General features: G+C 66.2%; 20 protein-coding genes. All 20 read right to left on the bottom strand.

The window, feature by feature from the left end; genetic code table 11:
- Positions 1 to 34: 34 nt before the first annotated feature.
- Positions 35 to 3526, bottom strand: a complete 3492-nt coding sequence (gene dnaE, locus V5A19_RS01480) for a DNA polymerase III subunit alpha (RefSeq protein WP_332317335.1) — start codon at positions 3524 to 3526, stop codon at positions 35 to 37.
- Between the two features lie 105 nt (positions 3527 to 3631).
- Positions 3632 to 4207, bottom strand: coding sequence for a ribonuclease HII (locus tag V5A19_RS01475; protein WP_443081389.1), 576 nt, complete (start codon positions 4205 to 4207; stop codon positions 3632 to 3634).
- 68 nt (positions 4208 to 4275) lie between these two features.
- The gene (gene lpxB, locus V5A19_RS01470; RefSeq protein WP_332317333.1) at positions 4276 to 5424 is read right to left on the bottom strand and encodes a lipid-A-disaccharide synthase; all 1149 of its coding nucleotides are present in this window, start codon (positions 5422 to 5424) and stop codon (positions 4276 to 4278) included.
- Positions 5421 to 6521, bottom strand: coding sequence for a DegT/DnrJ/EryC1/StrS family aminotransferase (locus V5A19_RS01465; RefSeq protein WP_332317332.1), 1101 nt, complete (start codon positions 6519 to 6521; stop codon positions 5421 to 5423). Before V5A19_RS01465 ends, lpxB begins: the two co-directional genes overlap by 4 nt.
- Positions 6518 to 7513 (bottom strand): Gfo/Idh/MocA family protein, encoded by a 996-nt coding sequence (locus V5A19_RS01460; RefSeq protein WP_332327676.1) that lies wholly within the window; start codon positions 7511 to 7513, stop codon positions 6518 to 6520. Before V5A19_RS01460 ends, V5A19_RS01465 begins: the two co-directional genes overlap by 4 nt.
- Positions 7510 to 8328: an LpxI family protein gene (locus V5A19_RS01455; RefSeq protein ID WP_443081388.1), complete on the bottom strand. Its 819-nt coding sequence runs from the start codon at positions 8326 to 8328 to the stop codon at positions 7510 to 7512. Before V5A19_RS01455 ends, V5A19_RS01460 begins: the two co-directional genes overlap by 4 nt.
- Positions 8329 to 8471: 143 nt before the next feature.
- Positions 8472 to 9245, bottom strand: coding sequence for an acyl-ACP--UDP-N-acetylglucosamine O-acyltransferase (lpxA, locus tag V5A19_RS01450; RefSeq protein WP_332317329.1), 774 nt, complete (start codon positions 9243 to 9245; stop codon positions 8472 to 8474).
- A gap of 4 nt (positions 9246 to 9249) precedes the next feature.
- Positions 9250 to 9702: a 3-hydroxyacyl-ACP dehydratase FabZ gene (fabZ, locus tag V5A19_RS01445; RefSeq protein ID WP_443081384.1), complete on the bottom strand. Its 453-nt coding sequence runs from the start codon at positions 9700 to 9702 to the stop codon at positions 9250 to 9252.
- Between the two features lies 1 nt (position 9703).
- Complete coding sequence (gene lpxD, locus V5A19_RS01440; RefSeq protein WP_332317328.1) at positions 9704 to 10750, bottom strand: UDP-3-O-(3-hydroxymyristoyl)glucosamine N-acyltransferase; 1047 nt, start codon at positions 10748 to 10750, stop codon at positions 9704 to 9706.
- Entirely contained in the window at positions 10751 to 11278 is a 528-nt protein-coding gene (locus V5A19_RS01435) for an OmpH family outer membrane protein (protein WP_332317327.1), read from the bottom strand.
- A gap of 139 nt (positions 11279 to 11417) precedes the next feature.
- Complete coding sequence (gene bamA, locus V5A19_RS01430; RefSeq protein WP_332317326.1) at positions 11418 to 13691, bottom strand: outer membrane protein assembly factor BamA; 2274 nt, start codon at positions 13689 to 13691, stop codon at positions 11418 to 11420.
- The gene (gene rseP, locus V5A19_RS01425) at positions 13691 to 15040 is read right to left on the bottom strand and encodes an RIP metalloprotease RseP (protein ID WP_332317325.1); all 1350 of its coding nucleotides are present in this window, start codon (positions 15038 to 15040) and stop codon (positions 13691 to 13693) included. The genes bamA and rseP overlap by 1 nt, the downstream gene beginning before the upstream one ends.
- A gap of 105 nt (positions 15041 to 15145) precedes the next feature.
- On the bottom strand, positions 15146 to 16309 hold the full coding sequence (locus tag V5A19_RS01420) for a 1-deoxy-D-xylulose-5-phosphate reductoisomerase (protein WP_332317324.1): 1164 nt from the start codon (positions 16307 to 16309) through the stop codon (positions 15146 to 15148).
- Positions 16306 to 17187: a phosphatidate cytidylyltransferase gene (locus V5A19_RS01415; protein ID WP_332317323.1), complete on the bottom strand. Its 882-nt coding sequence runs from the start codon at positions 17185 to 17187 to the stop codon at positions 16306 to 16308. The genes V5A19_RS01420 and V5A19_RS01415 overlap by 4 nt, the downstream gene beginning before the upstream one ends.
- A complete protein-coding gene (gene uppS / locus V5A19_RS01410) occupies positions 17090 to 17845 on the bottom strand; it encodes a polyprenyl diphosphate synthase (protein ID WP_332317322.1) in 756 nt (251 codons plus the stop codon). The genes V5A19_RS01415 and uppS overlap by 98 nt, the downstream gene beginning before the upstream one ends.
- Positions 17846 to 17849: 4 nt before the next feature.
- Positions 17850 to 18407 (bottom strand): ribosome recycling factor, encoded by a 558-nt coding sequence (frr, locus tag V5A19_RS01405; RefSeq protein WP_332317321.1) that lies wholly within the window; start codon positions 18405 to 18407, stop codon positions 17850 to 17852.
- Entirely contained in the window at positions 18404 to 19156 is a 753-nt protein-coding gene (gene pyrH / locus V5A19_RS01400; protein ID WP_332317320.1) for a UMP kinase, read from the bottom strand. Before pyrH ends, frr begins: the two co-directional genes overlap by 4 nt.
- A gap of 108 nt (positions 19157 to 19264) precedes the next feature.
- The gene (gene tsf / locus V5A19_RS01395) at positions 19265 to 19924 is read right to left on the bottom strand and encodes a translation elongation factor Ts (protein WP_332317319.1); all 660 of its coding nucleotides are present in this window, start codon (positions 19922 to 19924) and stop codon (positions 19265 to 19267) included.
- 117 nt (positions 19925 to 20041) lie between these two features.
- Positions 20042 to 20803, bottom strand: coding sequence for a 30S ribosomal protein S2 (gene rpsB / locus V5A19_RS01390; RefSeq protein ID WP_332317318.1), 762 nt, complete (start codon positions 20801 to 20803; stop codon positions 20042 to 20044).
- Positions 20804 to 21284: 481 nt separating this feature from the next.
- Positions 21285 to 21587: a hypothetical protein gene (locus tag V5A19_RS01385; RefSeq protein ID WP_332317317.1), complete on the bottom strand. Its 303-nt coding sequence runs from the start codon at positions 21585 to 21587 to the stop codon at positions 21285 to 21287.
- Positions 21588 to 21833: the final 246 nt, after the last annotated feature.

Raw genomic sequence — 21833 nt, 5'->3', positions numbered from 1 at the left:
GGATTATACCGGTCCTCGACCCCCGATGAAAAACCTAGCCTTCGCGGCCGAATCGCACCTGGACCGCCTCATCGCCGATAACCCCGCCCAAGGCTTCGAGCAAGGCCGGCCCGGGATGGACCATCTGGGGCATGCGTAGCCGGGCCCGGGCCCGCCCGGGGATGCGGTAGTCGATCCACACCGGGCATTGGCCCGGATGCTCCTGGAGCAATCCTCCCAGCCGCTCGGCGGCCGCTGGTCCCAGCTCCGGAGCCCTAACTCCCAGCTCCAGTGCCTGGGCCCGCTCGACCCGGGCCTCCTCCAGCGTCATGATGCGTTCGGCGGTAATCTTGTAGCCGCCTGCCTGCTCGTCAGGCGCGGCCCGGCCCTCCACCACCGCCAAAGGCTCGTCGCCGCGCAGCCAGTCCCTGACCCCGCCGTAGGCCTCGGCGAACACCACCCCCTCCGCCCGGCCGGAAGGGTCCTCCAAGGCGGCGAAGGCCATGCGCTCCCCCCGACGATTGTTGATCTCCTTGAGGCTGGCCACCAGGCCGGCGATGACTACCATGTCACCCTCCCCCGGATTGAGGTCGCGGATGCGGCCGTGGGTGAGCCCGGCGAGCTCGTCCATACGGTCATCCAGCGGGTGCCCGGAGAGGTACAGACCCAGGGTGGCCTTTTCGCCGCGCAGGCGCTCCCGGCTGTCGAGCTCGGGGACTTCGGGGTATTCCCCACCTTCCGCCGGTTCGGCTTCGGCGAACAGGCTGTCCTGGCCAACCGCGATATCCTGCTGGACCCGCACACCTTCCTCGAAGGCGACATCCAGAACCGCCAGCAGGGCCGCCCGCGAGGGCCCCAGGGGATCCATGGCACCGGCACGGATCAGGGCCTCGGCCACCCGCTTGTTGGCCCGCCGCAGATCCACCCGGCTGGCGAACTCGAACAGGTCATTGAAGGGCCCGCCGCTGGCCCGCTCGGCTAGGATGGCCTCCAACGCGGCTTCGCCGGCGCCCTTGATTGCGCCCAGACCGTAGCGGATGTCCCCGGGCTGACCCGACGCCACTGCCTTGTTCTCCACCGTAAACTCCAGGTCGGAGCGGTTGATGTCCGGCGGCAGTACCGCGAGGCCCATCTGGCGGCAGTCACCGATGAAGTTGACCACCTTGTCGGTGTTGTTCATGTCCGACGACAGCACTGCTGCCATGAGCCCGGCCGGGTAGTGGGCCTTGAGGTAGGCTGTGCGGTAGGAGATGAGTGCGTAGGCGGCGGAGTGGGATTTGTTGAAGCCGTAGCCGGCGAACTTCTCCATCAGATCGAAGATGGTGGCGGCCTGGTCGTCGGGGATGCCGTTCTCGCGCGCACCGGCCAAAAAGATCTCGCGCTGCTTGGCCATTTCCTTGGCCTTCTTCTTCCCCATGGCGCGGCGCAGGAGATCGGCGGCGCCCAGGCTGTAGCTGGCCAGCACCTGGGCGATCTGCATCACCTGCTCCTGGTACAGGATGACCCCGTAGGTCTCCTTGAGGACCTCCTCCAGCCAGGGATGGGGGTAGCTCCAGTCCGTCTGCCGCCCGTGCCGGCGTTCCACGTAGTCGTCCACCATGCCCGACTCCAGGGGACCGGGGCGGTAGAGCGCCACCAAGGCGATGAGATCCTCGAACCGCTCCGGCTGCAGGCGCTGGATGAGCTCCTTCATCCCGGAGGACTCCAGCTGAAAAACCGCCGTGGTCTCGCAGCGGCGCAGGAGCTCGAAGGTAGCGCCGTCATCCATGGGGATGTTCTCGATGCCCAGGGGCGCCTCGCCGGCGGCCTGGCGCGAGCGATTGACCTGGGCCACCGCCTTGTCAATCACCGTGAGGGTGCGCAGACCCAGGAAGTCGAACTTGACCAGGCCCGCCTCCTCCACATCGTCCTTGTCGAACTGGGTAGTGACGGTATCGCCGTCGGCTTCCTTGAACAGGGGCGTGAAGTCCGTCAGCGGGCTCGGCGAGATCACCACGCCGCCGGCGTGGGTGCCGGCGTTGCGCGCCAGCCCTTCCAGCCGCCGGCCGTGGTCGATTAGGGTGCGCACGTCCTCCTCGTTCTCGTAACGCCCCCGGAGGTCGTCCTCCTGCTTGAGGGCATCATCCAGGGTAACCCCTAGATCGCCGGGTACCAGCTTGGCGATCTTGTCCACATAGCCGAAGGGGTGGCCGAGCACCCGCCCCACGTCGCGCACCACCGCCTTGGCCTTCATGGTGCCGTAGGTGATGATCTGGGCCACGTTGTCGCGGCCGTACTTGTCGGTGACGTAGTCGATGACCCGGTCCCGCTTCTCCATGCAGAAATCGACGTCGAAGTCGGGCATGGACACGCGCTCGGGATTGAGGAAGCGCTCGAAAAGCAGGCCGTAGCGGATGGGGTCGACATCGGTGACCTGGAGCGCGAAAGCCACCAACGATCCCGCTCCGGAGCCCCGGCCCGGCCCCACCGGGACATCATTGTCCTTGGCCCACTGGATGAAGTCCGCAACGATCAGGAAGTAGGCCGAAAAGCCCATCTGATCGATGATGCCCACCTCGTGCTCCAGCCGGCGCCAGTACTGGTCGCGCACCTCGCCGTGGCGCTCGGCCGGCTCCCGTGCCAGGATCGGTTCGAAGCGCTCCTCCAGGCCGGCGCGCGCCGCTTCGGGGAAATACTCCTCGATAGAGCGACCACCCGGCGGCTGGTAATTGGGTAGATAGGGGGTGCCGAAGGACAGCTCCACATTGCAGCGGGCCGCGATGTGACCGGCGTTGGCCAGGGCCTCGGGGACGTCCTCGAACAGACCGGCCATGTCGTCGCCGCTGCGCAGGTGGTTCTGCTCGGTATAGCGGGAGCCGCGGCGGCGCCGGTCCAGGGTCGTGCCCTCGGCGATGGCCACCCGCACCTCGTGAGCTTCCACGTCCTCCGGCTCGGGGAAGTGGACGTTGTTGGTTGCCACCACTGGCAGCCCCAGCTCACGGGCAACTTCGAGGCTGGCCCGGTTGACCTCTTCCTGGCCGGTGCGCCCGGTACGCTGCAGCTCCAGATAGAAGCCTGCGGGGAAGGTTTCCCGGTACCAACGGGCTGCCGCCTCGGCAGCCTCCTTGCGTCCCCGGGCCAGCCAGTAGCCCACCTCGCCGTCCAGATTGGCGGACAGGGCAATCAGCCCGTCGCCGTGGGCGGCCAGCCATTCGCGCTTAAGCCGCGGCTGACCCCGCACCTGCCCATCCACATAGCCCTTGGAGGATAGCTCCACCAGATTGCGGTAGCCGGTACGGTCGCGGGCGAGCAGCACCAGCTGAGTAGCGGGGGCGTCCCCGTCGGCGGCCAGCCACACCTCCGAGCCGATGATGGGCTTGATCCCAGCCTCAAGGGCCTTGTTGTAGAAGCCCACCAAGGCGAACAGGTTGCCGTGGTCGGTGAGCGCCACCGCCGGCATGCCCATGGCCTTGGCCCGGTCGATGAGGTCCGGGACGCGGAGGGTGCCATCGACTAGGGAGAGCTCGGAGTGGCAGTGGAGATGGACGAAGGGGGGCTGGTCGGGCATGATGGCAAATCCAACAAGTTTTCAGTGTTCAGTTGGCAGTGTTCAGTGAACGGCCAACCCCGCAGCCTGAAAGGCCTTTACTGAAAACTGAACACTGAACACGGATTACTTGATGGTAAACGATCGCCGATGGATCGGCGAGGGGCCTAGGCGCTTGACGGCCTCCCGGTGCTCGGCGGTGCCGTAGCCCTTGTGGCGGGCGAAGCCGTAGCCCGGATAGCGGACGTCGTAGTCGGCCATCCAGTCGTCCCGGATGACCTTGGCCAGGATGGAGGCGGCGCCGATGGCCGAGTCGGCGCCGTCACCGCCGACGATGCAGTGGGCCTGCGGAAGCCCCGCCGGCCGGCTGTTGCCGTCGATCCGAAGCTCGTCGGGTCGCATGCCCAGGGCGGCCACCGCCCGCTCCATGGCCCGGTGGGTGGCCTGGCCGACATTAACCGCATCGATCTCGTCGGCCTCGGCCCAGCCCAGGCCCGCTGCGAAGGCCTGCCCCAGAATGGCGTCCTGAAGCTCCCGCCGGCGCTTGGGGGCCAACTTCTTGGAGTCGGTGATCCCGGTCACCGCGTTAGGCTCGGCCAGCACCACCGCTGCCGCCGCCACTGGCCCGGCCAGGGGGCCGCGCCCGGCCTCGTCGACACCGGCCACCAGCGCTCCGGGCCCCGGCTCGCCGGGGGCTACCAGGGGCCGCTGCGCCGCCTCATACCCTCCGCCGAGGGGGAGCCCCAGCTGGCTATCGTCCTCAATCTTGGTCACAAAAACCCCGCCACCACCTCGGCGGCCCGCGCCGAAGGCTGCGTGCCTAGGGTCTCGCGCACTTCCGCCAGATCGGCCCGGGCCCGGGCCAGGCGCTCGGGGTCGGCCAATAGCTCCTCCAGGACCGTTGCCACCGTCTCCGGCTCGCAGTCCTCCTGGATCAGCTCGGGGGCAACTTCGCGGTGGGCGATCAGATTGACCATGCCGATATACGGCACCTTGACCAACCTGCGGGCCAACCAGAAAGTCAGCGGTGACAGCTTGTAGAGAACGATCAGGGGCGTGCCCACCACCGCCGTCTCCAGGGTGGCCGTCCCCGAAGTCACCGCGGCACAGTCGGCAGCGGCGGTGGCGGTCACGCTGTCTTCGCAGCGGACCAAGTCCGGCGGCCCCATCTCGGACTGGGCCTCGTCCAGAACGCGAGCCACCTGAGGACCCGCCACCGGCAGCACAAAGCGTACGCCGGGGTGCCGTTCGGACAGGCGCTCGGCAGCCTCCAGCAGGATGGGCACCATGCGCAGGGCCTCGGAACGCCGGCTGCCGGGGAGCAGAGCCACCATCGGCCCCTCCGTCGACAGCCCCAAGGATTGGCGGGCCTGGGACCGGCCGGAGACCTCGGCCAAACGCTCCACCACGGGGTGGCCTACGTAGGTAACCGGCACCCCGGCGGCCTCGTAGAGGGCGGTCTCGAAGGGGAAGATGACCATCATGTGATCCACTAGCCGCGCAATGGCACGCACCCGTCCCTGGCGCCAGGCCCACACCTGGGGGCTGACGTAATACACCACGGGGACACCGGCGCGCTTAGCCGCCTTGGCCAGACGTAGGTTGAAATCCGGCAGGTCGACGCACACCAGCAGGTCCGGCGGGTCCGCCCGGAGGCGTTCCTGGAGGCCCCTAAAAACGGCGCGGATGCCTCGGAAGTGGCGCAGGACTTCGGTCAGTCCCACCACGGCAAGCTTGTCCACAGGAAACAGGGCCCGGCAGCCGGCGGCCTCCATGCGGGGTCCGGCCACGCCCTCGAAAGAAGCGTCCGGCAGGCGCTCGCGCAAGGCCCTGATGAGGCCAGCCCCGATGGCGTCGCCGGAGGCCTCGCCGGCCACGATGAGGACCCGCGAACCGGCCTTGGCGGCTACATCGGTCACGGACGGGCCGACCCCTCCACCACGGCGGCGATGCGCTCCACCTCCTCCTTGGCCAGCTCAGGAAAAATAGGCAGGGCCAACACCCGTTGGGCCACCCGGTCGGCCACGTCGCAGCGGGCGTCCCCGGCATGGGGGGCGAACACCGGCTGGCGGTGGAGTGGCACCGCGTAGTAAACGGCCGAGGCGATGTCGGCGGCCTGGAGGGCATCCCGTACCTCGTCGCGGTTGCTGGCCTGGATCACGAACTGGTGGTAGACGTGGGTGCCCTCCACCGCCTCGTTGGGCAGGTGGACGACGGCCTCGGCCAGATTGCGGCGGTAGGCCATGGCCACCCGCCGCCGGCCCTCGTTGTAGGCCCGGATATGGCGTAGCTTGGCGCGCAGCACCACCGCCTGGAACTCGTCCAGCCGGCTATTAAAGCCCAGCTCGTCGTGGTAGTAGGGCCGACTTGAGCCGTGATTGCGCAGCCGCAGCAGGTGATCGGCGAAGTCATCGTCGTCGGTGGTGACCAGCCCACCGTCGCCGGCGCCGCCGAGGTTTTTGCTGGGAAAGAAGCTAAAGGCCCCGGCCCTACCCCAGGCGCCCGTCATGCGCCCACTCCGCGCAGCCCCGAAGCTTTGGGCGCAGTCCTCGATGACGGTCAGCCCGAAGCGCTCGGCGACGTCGTCCAAGGCTTCCATGGCCACCGGCTGGCCGAAAAGATGAACGGGCAGCAGGGCCTTGGTGCGACCGGTTACCTCCGCTTCAGCGCGCTCCGGATCGAGGTTGAGGGTATAGGGGTCGATATCGGCGAACACCGGGGTCGCACCCGTGTAGAGAATGGCCTCGGCGGTGGCGGCGAAGGAAAACGGCGTGGTTATGACTTCGTCGCCCGGACCGACACCCGCCCCGCGCAAAGCCAGATGGAGGGCGTCGGTTCCGGAGGCCACGCCCACGGCCCGCCTTACCCCCAAAAACTCGGCGGCCTCGGCTTCGAAGGCCTGCTCGCGCGGGCCCAGAATGAACTGACCCGAGGCCAGCACCTCGCGGAGCTCCGGCTCGATCTCTGCCATGAGCCCGGCCATCTGAGCGGAAAGGTCCACCATGGGGGTGGTCATGGCGCCACCCCCTGATGCAGGCTGCCAGCACCGTAGCGCTCGAAATGGTCCTCGATGGCGGCGCGCACATCCAGTCCCAGGCTCAGGGCGGCCCGACCCTCGCGGCCGCTGACCCCGTCGCTGAGCCCACCGGCACAGGCCTGGACGAAGGCGTCCACCTCCTCGGCCAGCAGGTCGGCGGCGTCGAGCTCCAGCTGCTTGCCCCGAGTGCCGGGAACGGGGCTGTCATCGGCGGACTCATCGAGCTCGTAGACCCCCATGGTGCTGTCCACGAAATCCACAGAGACGTAGCGATGGGGCTGGAACATCCGAACCTCGCGGACCTGCTTACGAGCCACTCGGGAGGCGGTGAGGTTGGCCACGGCGCCGTTTTCGAAGGCAATGCGGGCGTTGGCCATGTCCACCTTGTCGGTGACCACCGGGATGCCGATGGCGCGCACCTCGGCCACAGGGGAGTCTACCCAGCGCAGGATCAGGTCTAAGTCGTGGACCATCAGATCGAGAATGACGTCGATATCCAGCGACCGAGGCTGGAAGGTGTTGAGGCGGTTGGCCTCCAGGTATTGCGGGGGGCGAGGATCCATGCCGCTTTCGGCGAGCCGACGCACGCCGGGATGGAAGCGCATGAGATGGCCCACCTGGAGGATCCGGCCCGAGGCGTCGGCAGCGGCGACCAGATCGTCCGCCTCCGACCGATTTGCCGCCAGGGGTTTTTCCATGAGGACATCCACCCCGGCGTTCAGGGCCTTCACGCCCAGGGCGGCGTGGACTTCGGTGGGGGCGGCGATGGTCAGCGCGTCCACCCTCTCTACCAGGGACCCGGCATCGGGGAAGGCGACGCAGCCGGTCTCGGCGGCGACCCCTTCGGCCCGCTCCATGTCAGGGTCGAACACACCCACCAGCTCGGTTCCCGCATGGGCGGCGTACTTCTGGGCGTGATAGCGGCCCAGGCTGCCGACGCCCAGAACGCCGGCACGAATTGGCTCACTCATTGGGGTCCTTCCTCTGCGGCACCCTGAGTCCCCTTTTCCATAACGATGGCAATGCCCGCGGCATCGGCCTCGGCCACCAGCTCCGCGCGGTCCAGGACCAGCGTCATGCCCGCCTCCAGGGCCAGGCAGCTGGCCCCCACCGCCGCCATGGCCCGGATGGTGTCGGTCCCCACGGTGGGCACGTCGAAGCGGACATCCTGGCTCGGTTTGGCGACCTTGACCACGGTGACCCCGCCGCCGCCACCCAGCTCGCCACCGCGGGCAATGGCAGCGTCGGTGCCTTCTATCGCCTCTACCGCCATAACCGCCCGGTTCTTGATGACCATGCTCTGGCCCACATCGAGCCCGGCCACGGCCTTGGCCAGATCCCAGCCGAAGTCGATGTCACCACGCTCCTCCCCATTGGGAGCCCGCCGGGTCAGGGGACCGGGACCGGGCAGCAGCTCACCCGCATGGGCAATGGAAGAAACCAACCGGATGCCATTGCGCTCCAATTCGTCGGCTACGGCTCCCAGCAGGGTGTCGTCCTTGTGATCCGGAGCTCGGGCCATGAGCCGAACGGCCCGCATATCGGGGCGCAGCTGATAGATCCGGGTCTTGTGCACCTTGCCGGCCATGACCGCCTCGCCGACCCCGGCGTCGCGGAAGGCGTCGATCAGCTTGCCCAGCTGGCCCAGCCGCAGCCAGCGGCAGTCGTCGACCACCTCGGCCACCGCCGGATCGGTCTCCTCGCGGATGGCGGCACAAAAAATGCGATAGCCTTGAGCTTTGAGGTTCTGCGCGTAAAGCAGAGGAAAGCGTCCGTAGCCCGCAATCAGCCCGATGAGCCCATCGCCCGAGGCGGCTTCGACCGCCGCCGACGCGCCGTTCCGTTGGCGTTTAGGTCGGATAGACTTAGGCGGGGTCGCCGCTGACGCGCCGCCTCGTTGCAGTTTGGATCGGCGCAACTTAGGCGGGCTCACCGCACCACTCCCCGTTCGGATTCCCGGAAGAAGTCCATCAGCTCTCGCACCTCGGGAATGGCGGCATCGGGGCTTTCGGCCATTTCCGCCAAGGCCTGTTCGCGCGGCCGCTTCTTGTGGAACAGGGCCTTGAACGCCCGCTTGAGGCCGTCGACGGTCTCCCTGGAGAAACCGGCGCGCTCCAGCCCCACCGAGTTTGGCCCGTACAGCCTTGCCCGATTGCCCGCCACCGAGGCATACGGCGGCACATCCATGGAGACCGCCGAGGCCCCCCCGATGAAGGCATAGGGGCCGATGCGGCTGAACTGATGGATGGCGCTCATGCCGCCGAGCACAACATGGTCACCGACGTGAACGTGGCCAGCTAGCGTCACCGCATTGGACAGTATGACGCCATCGCCCACCCGGCAATCGTGGGCGATATGCACATAGGCCATCACCAGGCAATCGGCCCCAACCTGGGTGACACCCTCATCCTCCTCGGTGCCCACGTGCAGTGTAGCGCACTCCCGGATAACGGTACCGGCGCCCACCTCCAGGCGGGTATTACCGCCGGCGAACTTCTGGTCCTGGGGCGGCGCCCCCACCGAGGCGAACTGGTACACCTGGCAGCCGGGGCCCAGGTCGGTATTGCCCTCCACGACCGCATGGGGGCCAACGCGGCAGCCCGCACCCAGTCGGACACCCGGTCCGATCATGGTGAACGGACCTACCTCCACATCGTTGGCCACCTCGGCCCGGGGGTCGACCAACGCCGTTTCGTGGATCATGACGTCATTCCGCCGTGATAGTGGCCATGAGCTGGGCATCGGCGACGCGCTCGCCGTCCACTAGGGCAACCGCCTCGAATTGCCAGACCTTGCCCCGGTGCTTGGTGACCTCCACCTCCATACGCACCTGGTCTCCGGGGGTCACCGGGCGCCGAAAGCGGGCCTTATCGATCCCCATAAAGTACAATAACTTGTTGCGATCGGCCTCGGGCTCGGATTTGCAGGCCAAAAGCCCGCCCACCTGGACCATGGCCTCGACAATCAGCACTCCCGGCATGATGGGGTAATCGGGGAAATGGCCATTGAAGAACGGCTCGTTGAAGGTCACGTTCTTAACCGCAGTCATGCGGGTACCCGCCTCCCAGTCGAGGATCCGATCCACCAGCAGGAAGGGGTAGCGGTGGGGGAGATGGTTGAGAATGGTCTCAATGCCGAGCTCGTTCTGATTCCCTTCCACGTCACGAATCTCCTTGGCCGTTTGCCTTGGTCACCCGCTCCAGGGCCTCCAGACGCTTGCGCAGCTCCCGGAGATGACGGAGGGCGGCCATGTCCCGCCGCCATTTCGCGTGGGGTTGGTGGGGGAAGCCCGAATACACCCCGGGCTCCCCGATATCGCTGATGACACCGGCTTTGGCGCTGATGGTGGTGCCGCCGGCCACCTGAAGGTGGCCGGCGACGCCTGCCTGGGCGGCAACGGTGCAGTGGCTGCCAAGCTCGGTGCTGCCGGCGAAGCCCACCTGGCCCGATATGACGCAATGGTCACCGATTTGGACGTTATGGGCGATCTGGACCAGGTTGTCGATCTTGGCCCCGCGGCCGACGCGGGTCTCTTCCAAGGCCGCCCGGTCGATGGCGGTGCCGGCACCGATCTCCACATCATCCGCCACCACCACCCGGCCCACCTGCGGGATCTCGCGGTAGCCCTCACCCTCCGGGGCCAGGCCAAAGCCTCGAGACCCCAGTACAGCCGAGGCATGGATATGGGCCCGTTCACCCACCTCGGTACCGTCATACAGGGTGGCGTTGGGACCGATCCGGGTCCCGGCACCGACGCGACAATCCGCGCCCAGCACCGCATTGGCCTCGATCCAGGCGCCGGCCTCCACTCGGCTTCTGGCCCCGATTACGGCATGGGCGTCGACGCGGGCAGCTGGATCGACCTCGGCCTCGGGGCCGATGACGGCACTGTGATGAACACCCGGCTCAGGCACCGGCTCCGGGAACAGGCGTTCCAGTGCCCGCGCCCAGGCAGCGTAGGGATTGGCTACAAGTAGGGCCACAGTGGGACAGGCCGGGGCCGCCTCCGCGTCTAAGATCACCGCCGCCGCTTCGGTGGCCTCCAGCTGGTTCAGGTAGCGCTTGCTGGTAAAAAAGGCCAAGTCGCCGGTATCGGCGGCTTCCAGCGTAGAAGCCCCGGTGACGGCGATATCCTCGGCACCACGAAGCTCGGCCCCGAGCTCCGCCGCCAGTTCTCCCGTCGTGGACGCTTGACGGGCCCTAGGCATTCAACCACCGCTCCCGCCATCATTGACCTCGGCCAGGACGCGCTGGGTCAGATCCACGCGGTCGGCCACATAAAGGGCCGATGGTGCGGTAAGGATGAGGTCGAACTCCTCTTGCTTGCCGATCCGATTGGCGATCTGGAAGACCTGATCGTAGATGTCCTTGAGCACCTGATTCTTGCGGGTGTCGAGATCCTCCTGGGCCTGTTGCTGGAGGCGGCGGAGCTCGCGCATGGCTTCCTGGAGACGGCGCTTTTTGGCCTTCTCCTGCTCCTCGCTCATCAGGCTCCCCTGGTTCTCCAGCTCCTTTTGCAGGTCCTGCACCTTCTGGCGCTTGCGCGCAAGCTGCTCCTTGCGCTCGGCAACCTTGGTCTCCAGCTCGCCCTTGGCTTGCTGGGCCTGCTCCGATTCCTGGACCACCTTGCGCACATCCACGTAACCGATTTTGTACTCAGCGGCTACAGCCGGAGCGGCGGGGACCAAAACGGCCACCAGGACGGCCAGCATCACCGATTTCCATCTGTGCCCCATAGCGAACTCCTCCTAGGCCCTCCGGCCCCTTGCTGTAACGGTTAGTATAGCGCGCCCCGGAGCAGGGGGCTCGACCGGTCAGCGGCAATGACCAATTGGTTTAGGCTTACCACCGGCAAGCCCCAACCCCTTTGGGCGGCTAGATCTGGGTTCCGATGGTGAACTGGAAGCGTTTGGTGTCATCCCCGGGGTCCTCGATCACCGGTAGGGCGTAATCGAACCGAAGCGGCCCCATGGGCGAGAACCAGCGGAATCCCACGCCCGCAGCGGCGCGCAGCTTGTCGAGATCGATCTCCTCGCCGGCGCCGTACACCCAGCCAGTATCCGCGAACAGGGCCCATCGTAGGCCCCGCCCGGAAGCCTGACCGGGGAACGGGAAGACCAACTCGGTGTTGGCCTGGAGCTTGGTCACGCCACCCACCGGATCGCCATCGGCATCCTTCGGGCCCAGGCTGAAGGTTTCGAAACCGCGCACGCTGCGCGCACCGCCCAGATAGAAGCGCTCGTAGAACGGCACCCGGTTGCCGCCGTAGCCTTCCAGACGGGCGGTTTTGATTCCCAGCGACCAGGCCGAGGCATCGAAAACCGGGAAATACACCTTGGAATCCAGGCCCACCTCGTAGTAGCGAGTATCCCCGCCAGGCACGGACACCTCCCCGCGGAGACTGGTCTTCCAGCCCCGCCGGGGGAAGGTGGTGGAACCCCGCGAATCGTAGGTCAGGGTGTTGCGGAGCTTGATGTGGCTCTGCACCCCGAGGAATTCCTTGTCACCGCCACTCAAGTCCAGGGTTCCGCTCTCGGTGTCGGTGCGCTCGAAGGCCAGCCGCAGCGAGTCCCGCCAATACTCAGACAGTGGGAAGCCCATGCGGACTGCGCCGCCGGCCCGATCCTGGGTGAAGCGGAAGACGGAGAGCCGATCCGTATCGCGCTTGGTAAAGAAAAGGTCCCCGCCGAGAGAGGTACCGTTGACGGTAAAGTAGGGCTCCGTTATCGAAGCGTTTAAGGTCTGGTTCACCCCGCCGATGTCGGCGTTCAGGGAGACCCGCTGGCCCCGCCCGAAGAGGTTCTGCTGCTTGATGGAGCTGGTGAACAAAAGCCCCTCAACGTCTGAGAAACCGAGGCCGATGCTGAACTGGCCCGTGGGCTGCTCCTTCACCGACAGATCCATATCCACGGCTTCCCCGGAGTCCCCGACCGCCGGGGTCTCCAGATTGACCTCTTCAAAATAGCCCAGTCGGTTGACCCGTTGCTTGGAACGCTCGACCTTGCTCGTCTGGTAGCGGGCCGCCTCCATCTGCCGGAATTCGCGGCGGATGACCCGGTCCTGGGTCCGGCTGTTGCCCTCAATCTGGACCCGACGAACATTGACCCGTTTGCCAGGATCCACCCGGAAGGTGAGATCCACGGTTTGACTTTCCTCGTCGACCTTGGGCACGGGGTTGATATTGGCAAAGGCAAAGCCCTCGTCCCCGACCCGCCTGGAGATGGCTTCCACCGTGTCCTGGACCTTGCTGCGGGAGAACAGATCCTTCTCGTCCAGCTGAACCAGCGGCCAAAGCTGATCCTCCCCGACGACCGTGCTTCCCTGGAAATCGATGTTGGCGACCTTGTACTTGGCACCCTCAGTGAGGTTGATGGTGACGAAGACGTGCTTGCGGTCGGGCGAAAGCTGCACCGGAGTAGAATCGATCTGGAAACGGATGTGGCCCCGGTCCATGTAGTAGGAGCGCAGCGCCTCCAAGTCCCCCATGAGGCGCTGCCGAGCGTACTGCCCCCTGCCCGACATGAAGGCAAAGGCGGCCGAATCGCTGAGCTGAAACTGGTCCTTTAATGTGGCGTCGCTGAAGCGCTCGTTGCCTACGATCTGGATCTGGGAGATCTTGGCCGGCTCACCTTCGTCGATCTTGAAGGCCACCCGCACGCCTTCCTCGCCCACCTCTTTAACCTGGCTTTCCACATCCACCGCGTAATAGCCCTGGGCGTGGTACTGGCGCTCCAGCTCCAGGGTAGCCCGCCCGAGCGCGGCCCGGGAGAACATCTTGCGTTCTTCCAGACCGAAGGATTGGAAGGCCTCCCGCACCCGCTCCTCGTCCAGCTGCTCCAGGCCCTCGAAGACAACTTCGGTGACCACCGACTTCTCGGTTACTGCCACGATCAGGGTGCCGTCCTCGCGCAGAAGGCGGACGTCTTGGAAGAAGCCGGTGTCGTAGAGCGCGTGGATGGCCCGTTGGGTGTCCCCCGCCTGCAGATCATCACCTGCCGCAACGGGCAAATAATTGCGGACCGTGCCTTCTTCGATCCGCTGGGCACCCCGGATCCGGATCTCGTCCACGGTGAAGGCGGCGACCTGCTGGGCGGTGACGAGCCCGGTGACCGCCACGACCATAGCGAGCGCAGCGCGGAGCTTGGCCATTACTGGAAGAGCCGTTGGATATCGTTGTAAAAAGCAAAGGCCATGATCGCTAGCAAGAGGGCGATACCGACCTGCTGCCAGCGAACCATGGTCTCGTCGGAAAGGGGTCGACCGCGCAGGCCCTCGACCGCCTGGAACAGTAGATGCCCCCCGTCCAGCACCGGTATGGGCAGCAGATTCAAAAAGCCCAGACTCAGGCTGATCATGGCCAGGAACCACAAGAAGGGCACCAGCCCGGCTTCCGCCGACTGGCCGGCGAACTGGGCAATGGCGATGGGCCCGCCCAGGTTGTCCGATGAGACGGAGCCGGTGATCATCCGGCCCAGCATCTCCACGGTCAGCCACAGCATCTCTCCGGTCTTGGCCAAGCCCTGGCCAACGGCCGCCACCGGTCCGTAGCGCACGGTGACCCGAAGGTCGTCGGGAAGGGGCTCGGGGCGCATGCCGATGCGACCGATGGGCTCGCCCTCTTCCACCACCCGCTCGGGGGTGATGGTTAGCCGGCGCTGACCGGCCTCCCCTTCCACCGTCAGCGACAACGGCTCACCGGGGCTAGCCCTAACCCGGTCCAGAAAGCGCATCCAGGAAGCCAAGGGCTCGCCCTCCAGCTCCATGATGCGGTCCCCGGGGCGCAGCCCCGCCAGGGACGCCGGAGAGTCCTCTTCCACCTCATCGGCGATCACCGGCTGATAGGGGGCCAAACCAATGCTTCGGTAAAGGAAGCCCCTTTGCAGGTTTTCCCCGCCGATATGCGATAGATCCAGCCGAAGCTGACGGCTGGCGCCATCTCCCGCGACCGTTACCGGCACCTCCTCGCTGCCCATGGCGGCGCTCATTAGGCCGACGCGGGCCTCTTGCCAGGACTGGACGGGGCTGCCATCCACCGCTGTGATGCGGTCCCCCGGGCGCAGGCCCGCCTCGGCCGCCGGAGTCTCCTCGGCTACATACCCCACCTGGGGCACCACCCCCTGGACCCCGATCAAATACACCACGACAAAGGCCAAGGCGGCGAACAGAAAGTTCATTACCGGCCCGGCAGCTGCTACCGACATACGATGGGGCACCGGCTTGCGGCTATAGGCGCGGTGCTGCTCCCCGGGCGCCAGGTCGGACTCCTCTCCAGGCACCTCGCCGGCCATCTTGACGTAACCACCCAGTGGCAGGGCTGAGACGGCATACTGCACACCGTCCTTGCCCTTCCATGACAGCAGGGCCGGGCCGAAGCCCACGGAGAACTTGATCACCTTGACGCCCACACGGCGGGCCACCCAGAAGTGGCCGTACTCATGAACGGTGATCAGGACCCCGATGGCCACGACGAACATGGCCAGGGTAAAGAGGATATCCATGGGTGAACTCGGTAGAGCGTTTCAAGTATTAAGTAGTTAAGCCTTAAGGGAACGGCCCATCCCCACCGAAAATCCGGCCGTTTTTGTGCCTTAACTACTTAATACTTAACTACTTAACACTTCCGTCGCGACCTCCCGCGCTTCCACATCGGCGGCCCTTACCGTATTTAGCGAGTCGGCTCGGGCCGGTATGGCCCGGTCCAGGGTCGCGGCGATGGTCCGGCTGATTCCCGGAAAGTCCAATTGGCCGTCAAGGAACGCCGCCACCGCGACCTCGTTGGCCGCGTTGAGGATGGCCGGGGCGGTTCCGCCCACCTCCAGGGCCCGGTAGGCCTGGCCCAGGGCGGGGAAGCGCTCGAAATCGGGCGCCTCGAAGTTCAACTGGGCCACGGCCGGCAGGTCCAGGCGCATCACGCCGGATTCGGTGCGCTGGGGCCAGGAAAGCGCTGCGGCAATGGGGGTGCGCATGTCCGGATGGCCCATCTGGGCAAGCACCGAGCCGTCGAGGTACTCAACCATGGAATGGACAATGCTTTCCGGATGCACGACCACCTCGATGCCGTCCGGGGGGATCCCGAACAGCCAGTGGGCCTCGATCACCTCGAGGGCCTTGTTCATCATGGTGGCGCTGTCCACCGAGATCTTGGGCCCCATGTCCCAGTTGGGGTGGGCAACCGCCTCGGCCGGGGTCACATCGGCCAGGGAGTCCGCCAGCCGGGTCCGGAAAGGACCGCCGGAGGCGGTCAGATGGATGGCACGCACACCAGAGCGGGCCTCGGCGGGTGGGAACACCTGGTAGATGGCGTTGTGCTCGCTGTCCACCGGAATGATGGTCGCCCCATTCCGGCGGGCTTCCTCCATAAACAAGGCCCCGGCCATCACCAGGCATTCCTTGTTGGCCAGAAGCACCCGCTTGCCGGCCCGCACGGCAGCCAGGGTGGGCTCCAGACCCGCGGCGCCCACGATGCCCGCCACCACCTGATCGGCCTCGGGATGCGCCGCTACCTCCTGCATGGCCGTCTCGCCGGAGCGCACCTCGATGCCTTCCAGCCCTTCCCTGCCAAGGAGATCCACCAGTTCCTCCGCGGCGGCCGGATCACGCAGAACGGCATAGCGGGGACGGTGGCGGCGGCAGGCTTCGAGGAGGGCCTCGCCGCTGCGATTGGCCACCAAAGCGAAGGCTTCGTAGCGCTCCGGGCTCAGGGCCATGACCTCCAAGGTGCTGGTACCGATGGAGCCCGTGGCCCCCAGTATGACCACCCGCCTCATAGGCCTACCCCTCGTAGACACAGAACATAGACCGGTACGGCCGCGGTCAGGCTGTCGATGCGATCCAGAATGCCCCCATGTCCAGGCAGGAAACGCCCTGAATCCTTGCGTCCCGCCCGGCGTTTGATCATGGACACGGCCAGGTCGCCGACTTGCCCCACAAGGGCCACCAGCGCCCCTATCCCGGCGAAAACCGGGATGGGACCCACCTCCGAGGCCCCCCAGGCCATGGCCCCGGCGGCCGCAGCGCCTAGCACGGCACCCCCTATCAGACCCTCCCAGGTCTTACCTGGACTGATGTGGGGGACCAAGCGGTGCCGACCCAAAAAGCTACCCACCGCATAGGCACCCACGTCCGCCGCCCACACCGCCACCAGCAGGGTCACCGCCTCCCAGGGGGATTCGCGCACCAGGACCACCAACAACGCCAGTGCCGGCCCCAGAGTGGCCAGCCCGGCGAGGCCATTGGCGGCCCGGTAGGCAAGCTCGTCGGTCTGGGGCCAGAAAACGGGAATCTCCGCCGCAACCAGCAGCCACCACACCAGCGCCGCCGCTGCCAACGCCTCGGGGCGAAGGCCGGTCAAGACGGCGGTGGCGGCCACCACGAGCAGGGCAAAGGGCCATTGGGCCCACCGACGATGGATATGGCTCAATTCGGCCCACTCCAGGCCGGCCAGAAGGGCCAGGATCAGACCCAGGGCAAGAATACCCATGGGCGGCAGGTAGAAGATGCCAACCAGAGCCAGGGCAATTAGGACGATAGCGGTGAGAAGCCGGGCCTTAATCGCTTGGGACCTTATTGACCTGACCACCGGTGCGGCCGAATCGGCGTTGACGCTTGCTGAAGCTCTTGAAGGCCTCTTCCAGGGCCGACTCATCAAAATCAGGCCACAGGGCGGGCGTAAAGTACAGCTCAGTATAGGCCAGCTGCCAGATGAGGAAATTACTGATGCGCTGCTCACCACCGGTGCGGATGAACAGATCCGGTTCGGGCAGATCCGCTAGTGCCATACGCGAGCGAATGGCTTCTTCTGTGATGCTTTCGGGATGCCGCTCGCCGGCCGCAACTTCGGCGCTCAGACGGCGCGCGGCCTGCATCATATCCCACCGCCCGCCATAATTGGCGGCAATGGTCAGGGTCATGCCGTCGACGTCGGCGGTGGCCGCCTCGGCGACCTCGATCTGACGGGCCATGTCGGCGCCGAGGCCATCGCGATCGCCAATCACCCTAAGGCGTACCCCATTGCGCCGAAGCGCCTGCGCTTCCCGCTCGAGCACGAAGCGAAAGAGTCCCATAAGGGAGCTAACCTCCCCCGCCGGGCGACGCCAGTTCTCGCTGGAGAAAGCAAACAGGGTGAGCGCCTCCACCCCCGCTTCCCGGCAGGAGCGCACAGTGGACCGGACGGCCTCCACCCCCCTGCGATGGCCCTCAATGCGGGGCATATGCCGGGCCGCCGCCCACCGACCGTTGCCATCCATGATGATGGTGACGTGGCGGGGGATCCTGAGGTCCGTCCATCCCTGCTCCACGGTCACCCCGTCACACCTCCATCAGATCGGCTTCTTTGGCGTCGAGGATGGCATCCACCTCGGCAATGTAGCGGTCGGTGAGCTCCTGGACCCCCTTCTCCGCCCGCCGCACGTCATCCTCGCTGGCCTCGCCCTCCTTCTCCAGCTGCTTTAGGTCTTGGTTGGCATCCCGTCGGATATTGCGGATAGCCACCCGGGCTCCCTCGCCGAGCTGACGCACGTGCTTGGCCATCTCTTTGCGCCGCTCCTCGGTGAGCTCGGGCATGGGAACGCGCACGACATCGCTGGTGGCGATGGGGTTGAGGCCCAGATCAGCGTTGCGTATGGCGCTTTCGATCTTGGGCATCAGGTCCCGCTCGAAGGGCTTGACCACGATGGACCGGGCATCCGGGACGGACAAGTTGGCCACCTGATAAAGCGGCACCTGGGAGCCGTAATACTCCACCGTCACCGGGTCCAGAATGCTGGCGTTGGCTCGGCCGGTGCGAACCTTGGCGAGGTCATCCTTGAGAGACTCTACGCTTTTTTGCATCCGCTGCTCGGTGTCCTGCTCAATATCCTCGATCATCGTTCGGCCTCCTCCGGCCCCACGAATGTGCCTTCATCCTCGCCGAGGACCACTCGCCGCAGGGCGCCCGGCTTGACGCAATTGAAGACGACGATGGGCAGGTGGTTGTCCCGGCACAGAGTGATGGCGGTGGCATCCATGACCTTGAGGTCCTGGGCGATCACGTCCATGTAAGTGAGATGACGATAGCGCATGGCCTCCGGATTGGTCATGGGATCGTCGGTATAGACCCCGTCCACCTTGGTGCCCTTGAGCACTGCCTCGGCGCCGATCTCCATGGAGCGCAGGCTGGCGGCGGTATCAGTGGTGAAGAAGGGGTTGCCGGTGCCGGCCCCGAAGATTACCACCCGGCCCTTCTCCAAGTGGCGGATGGCCCGCCGCCGGATGTAGGGCTCGGCCATCTGCTGCATGCTGATGGCGGTCTGCACCCGCGTGGGAAGCCCCTCGTTCTCCAGGGCATCCTGCAGGGCGAGGGCATTCATGACCGTGGCTAACATGCCCATATAGTCCGCGGTGGCACGGTCCATGTCGTGCGACGCCGGGGCCACCCCCCGGAAGATGTTGCCGCCGCCGATAACCACCGCCACTTGGACGCCGCTGGCCGCCACTTCCTGGATCTCCAGGGCGATGCGCTCCAGAAAGGGCCGGCTGATGCCGTAGTCCTCCTCCCCCATGAGCGCCTCGCCGGAGAGCTTGAGCAACACGCGGCGGTAAGCCGGCTCCTGCGGCGTTGTCTCGGACTCGCTCACCCCGGTGGTCCCCCGTACGATGATCGGGCAGACGCCGAGCGCCCGCCCCTGACAAACGGCGTTTCCAGAACCTAGCCCGGCCGGGCCCACAGGCCCGCCAAGACGGGGTTACTCCTCGCCCAGCTGAGCCTTGACTTCTTCGGCGAAATCCTCTTGCTCCACCTCGATACCCTCGCCCACCTCGTAGCGCTCGAAGCGGCGAACCCGGACGTTCTCGCCGATGGTGGCCACCAACTCCTTAGTGACCTCCTCGACCGTCTTGTCGGGGTCCTTGACGAAGGGCTGGTCAAGCAAGGTTATGGCCGAAAGGGCCTTGTTCAGCTTGCCATCGAGGATCTGATCCACCACGTGGTCGGGCTTGCCGGCGATGTCGTCGGCGGACTGGGCCTTGATCAAATCCTTCTCCGACTGCACCCGGTCCTCCGGGATGTTATCGCGGCGGACGAACTCCGGGTTGGAGGCGGCGACGTGCATGGCGATGTCCCGGGCGAAGCTCTGGAAGTCGTCCGTCTTGGCGACGAAGTCGGTCTCGCAGTTGACCTCCACTAGAACGCCGATATGGCCGTTGCCGTGGATGTAGCTGGTCACCACCCCCTCGGCGGCGGTGCGGCCGGCCTTTTTCTCGGCCTGGGCGAGGCCCCGCTGCTTGAGCAGCTCCATGGCCTTTTCCATTTCGCCCTCGGCTTCGGTGAGGCACTTTTTGCACTCCATCATGCCGGCACCGGTGCGCTCGCGGAGGGTCTTGACGTCCTGTGCGCTAATACTCATTGCCCTGCCACTCTCCCTGCAATCCATTGGCGAACGCGGGCCGTTGGCGGCCCCTCGAACGGCCGACGCCGCCGGCGGAACCGGCGGCCGGCCTGCGCTTAAGCGAGCGGGCAGCGGTTACTGCTCGCCGCCGCCCTCTTCGGTGACCTCGACCATCTCCTCGTCGTTGCCCACCGGGCTAGTCATCTCCTGCTCCTTGACTTGGCGCCCCTCGATGATGGCGTCGGCCACGGCCTCGGTATAAAGACGGACCGCCCGCACGGAGTCGTCGTTGCCGGGGATGATGTAGTCGGCCTTGCGCGGGTTGACGTTGGTGTCCGCCACCGCCACCACCGGCAGGCCGAGCTTTTTGGCCTCGTTGACGGCGATCTGCTCGCGCTCCATATCGATCACAAATAGAGCATCGGGAATACCGCCCATGTCCTTGATGCCGCCCAGGCTGCGCTCCAGCTTGGAGCGCTCGCGCTCGAGGAGCAGGGCCTCCTTCTTGGGAATGACATCAAAGGTGCCATCCTCCCGCATGCGCTCGATGTCCTTGAGGCGCTGGATGGAGTTGCGGATGGTCTGCCAGTTGGTGAGCATGCCGCCGGGCCAGCGGTGATTCACGTAGTACATGCCGCAGCGCTCGGCTTGCTCCGCGACGGCATCGCGGGCCTGGCTCTTGGTGCCGACGAACAGCACCTTGCCGCCGTCGTGGGCGAGGTCGCGCAGGAAAGCGCGGGCCTGCTCAAACAGCGGCACGGTCTTTTCCAGGTTGATGATGTGGATCTTCTTACGGGCCCCGAAGATGTAGGGGCCCATCTTGGGGTGCCAGCGGCTGGTGCGGTGCCCGAAATGGACGCCCGCTTCCAGCATTTCGCGCATGCTGATAGGTTCCACGATAAAGCTCCTGTGCGCGGGGTTGGCTCCTCCGCCCGCCCGCGTCCGGCGATCCCGCCCCTGGCCCGGCCCCGATATCGGGGCCTTGGCGACCTTTGGCTGCCCGGGCAGGGGCGGGACACCCCACCGAACGTGACGGCGGACGTGCGAATTTCCCGGCCCGGCGGCGCCTTGCCACTGCAGTAGAAGCCGCCCGGCATCGGGATGACAAGCCCATGTTTATACCATCGAGCGGGGTTTGCGGCAATCCTCGGCGCGGGGCGGGGAATCCCCAGAAGGGCGGCGGCGAAGGCTGCCCTTGGCCCGGCAAGCGGGGCGGCGAAGCGCCCGCCCGAGATGACTGCCGTGCCTCGTCGCTCTATCGCTCGGGCAGCCACCGCCGGACCAGGAATAGCCCGACCGGAAGGGGCGAGCAGGCCCACCAGGGGATCCCCGCCAGAGGTCGGGGCCAGGGCCCAGCCCCCGCCTCCGCCGCCACTCCCTAACTATTTGCGTTATCAAGGTCTTGGCCGGAGTCGGCGAACTGGCCTTCGGTGCCGACATGTGTTCCACCTTGGTTAACCAAAACGCTATTGCCGACGTGGGAGTGGTTGGCGGCGAAGGCATCCCGGTCGCCGTCGCGGTCAAGATCGGCCACGTCCTCGCTCCGGCTCGAGCTTAGGCTCTGGCCGCCGTCGGTGAAGCCGATCGCCGCCTGGGCGGGGGCTATCCCTCCCAGCGTCCTGTGCACGGCGGCCCCGGAAAGGGCCGGGGGTAGTATCCGGTTGAAGATGGCTTGAAACATCGCAGCCTCCTGCGATCGGGCGGGAAAGTTACTACACTCCGCCCCTGGCCTGGAACGTTCCGGTTAGGGAAACACCACAACCGAAAGGGCGAAGTGAACGGGATCCTATCCTTGGCGACGGGAGGCATAACTCAGGTCTTTGCAAGGGCCCAACCCGGCGACAAACAAATCGGCTGGCGGGGTTGGGGGAACCGGGAGCGGGGTGACGGCTGCCTTCAGCGGGTTCACTTCCGGCCTAAGCTGACG

The organism is Thiohalorhabdus sp., assembly GCF_036628635.1.
Taxonomy (GTDB): domain Bacteria; phylum Pseudomonadota; class Gammaproteobacteria; order Thiohalorhabdales; family Thiohalorhabdaceae; genus Thiohalorhabdus.
The sequence above is the reverse complement of the archived record's forward strand: the minus strand, read 5'-3'. Positions and strand labels throughout refer to the sequence as shown.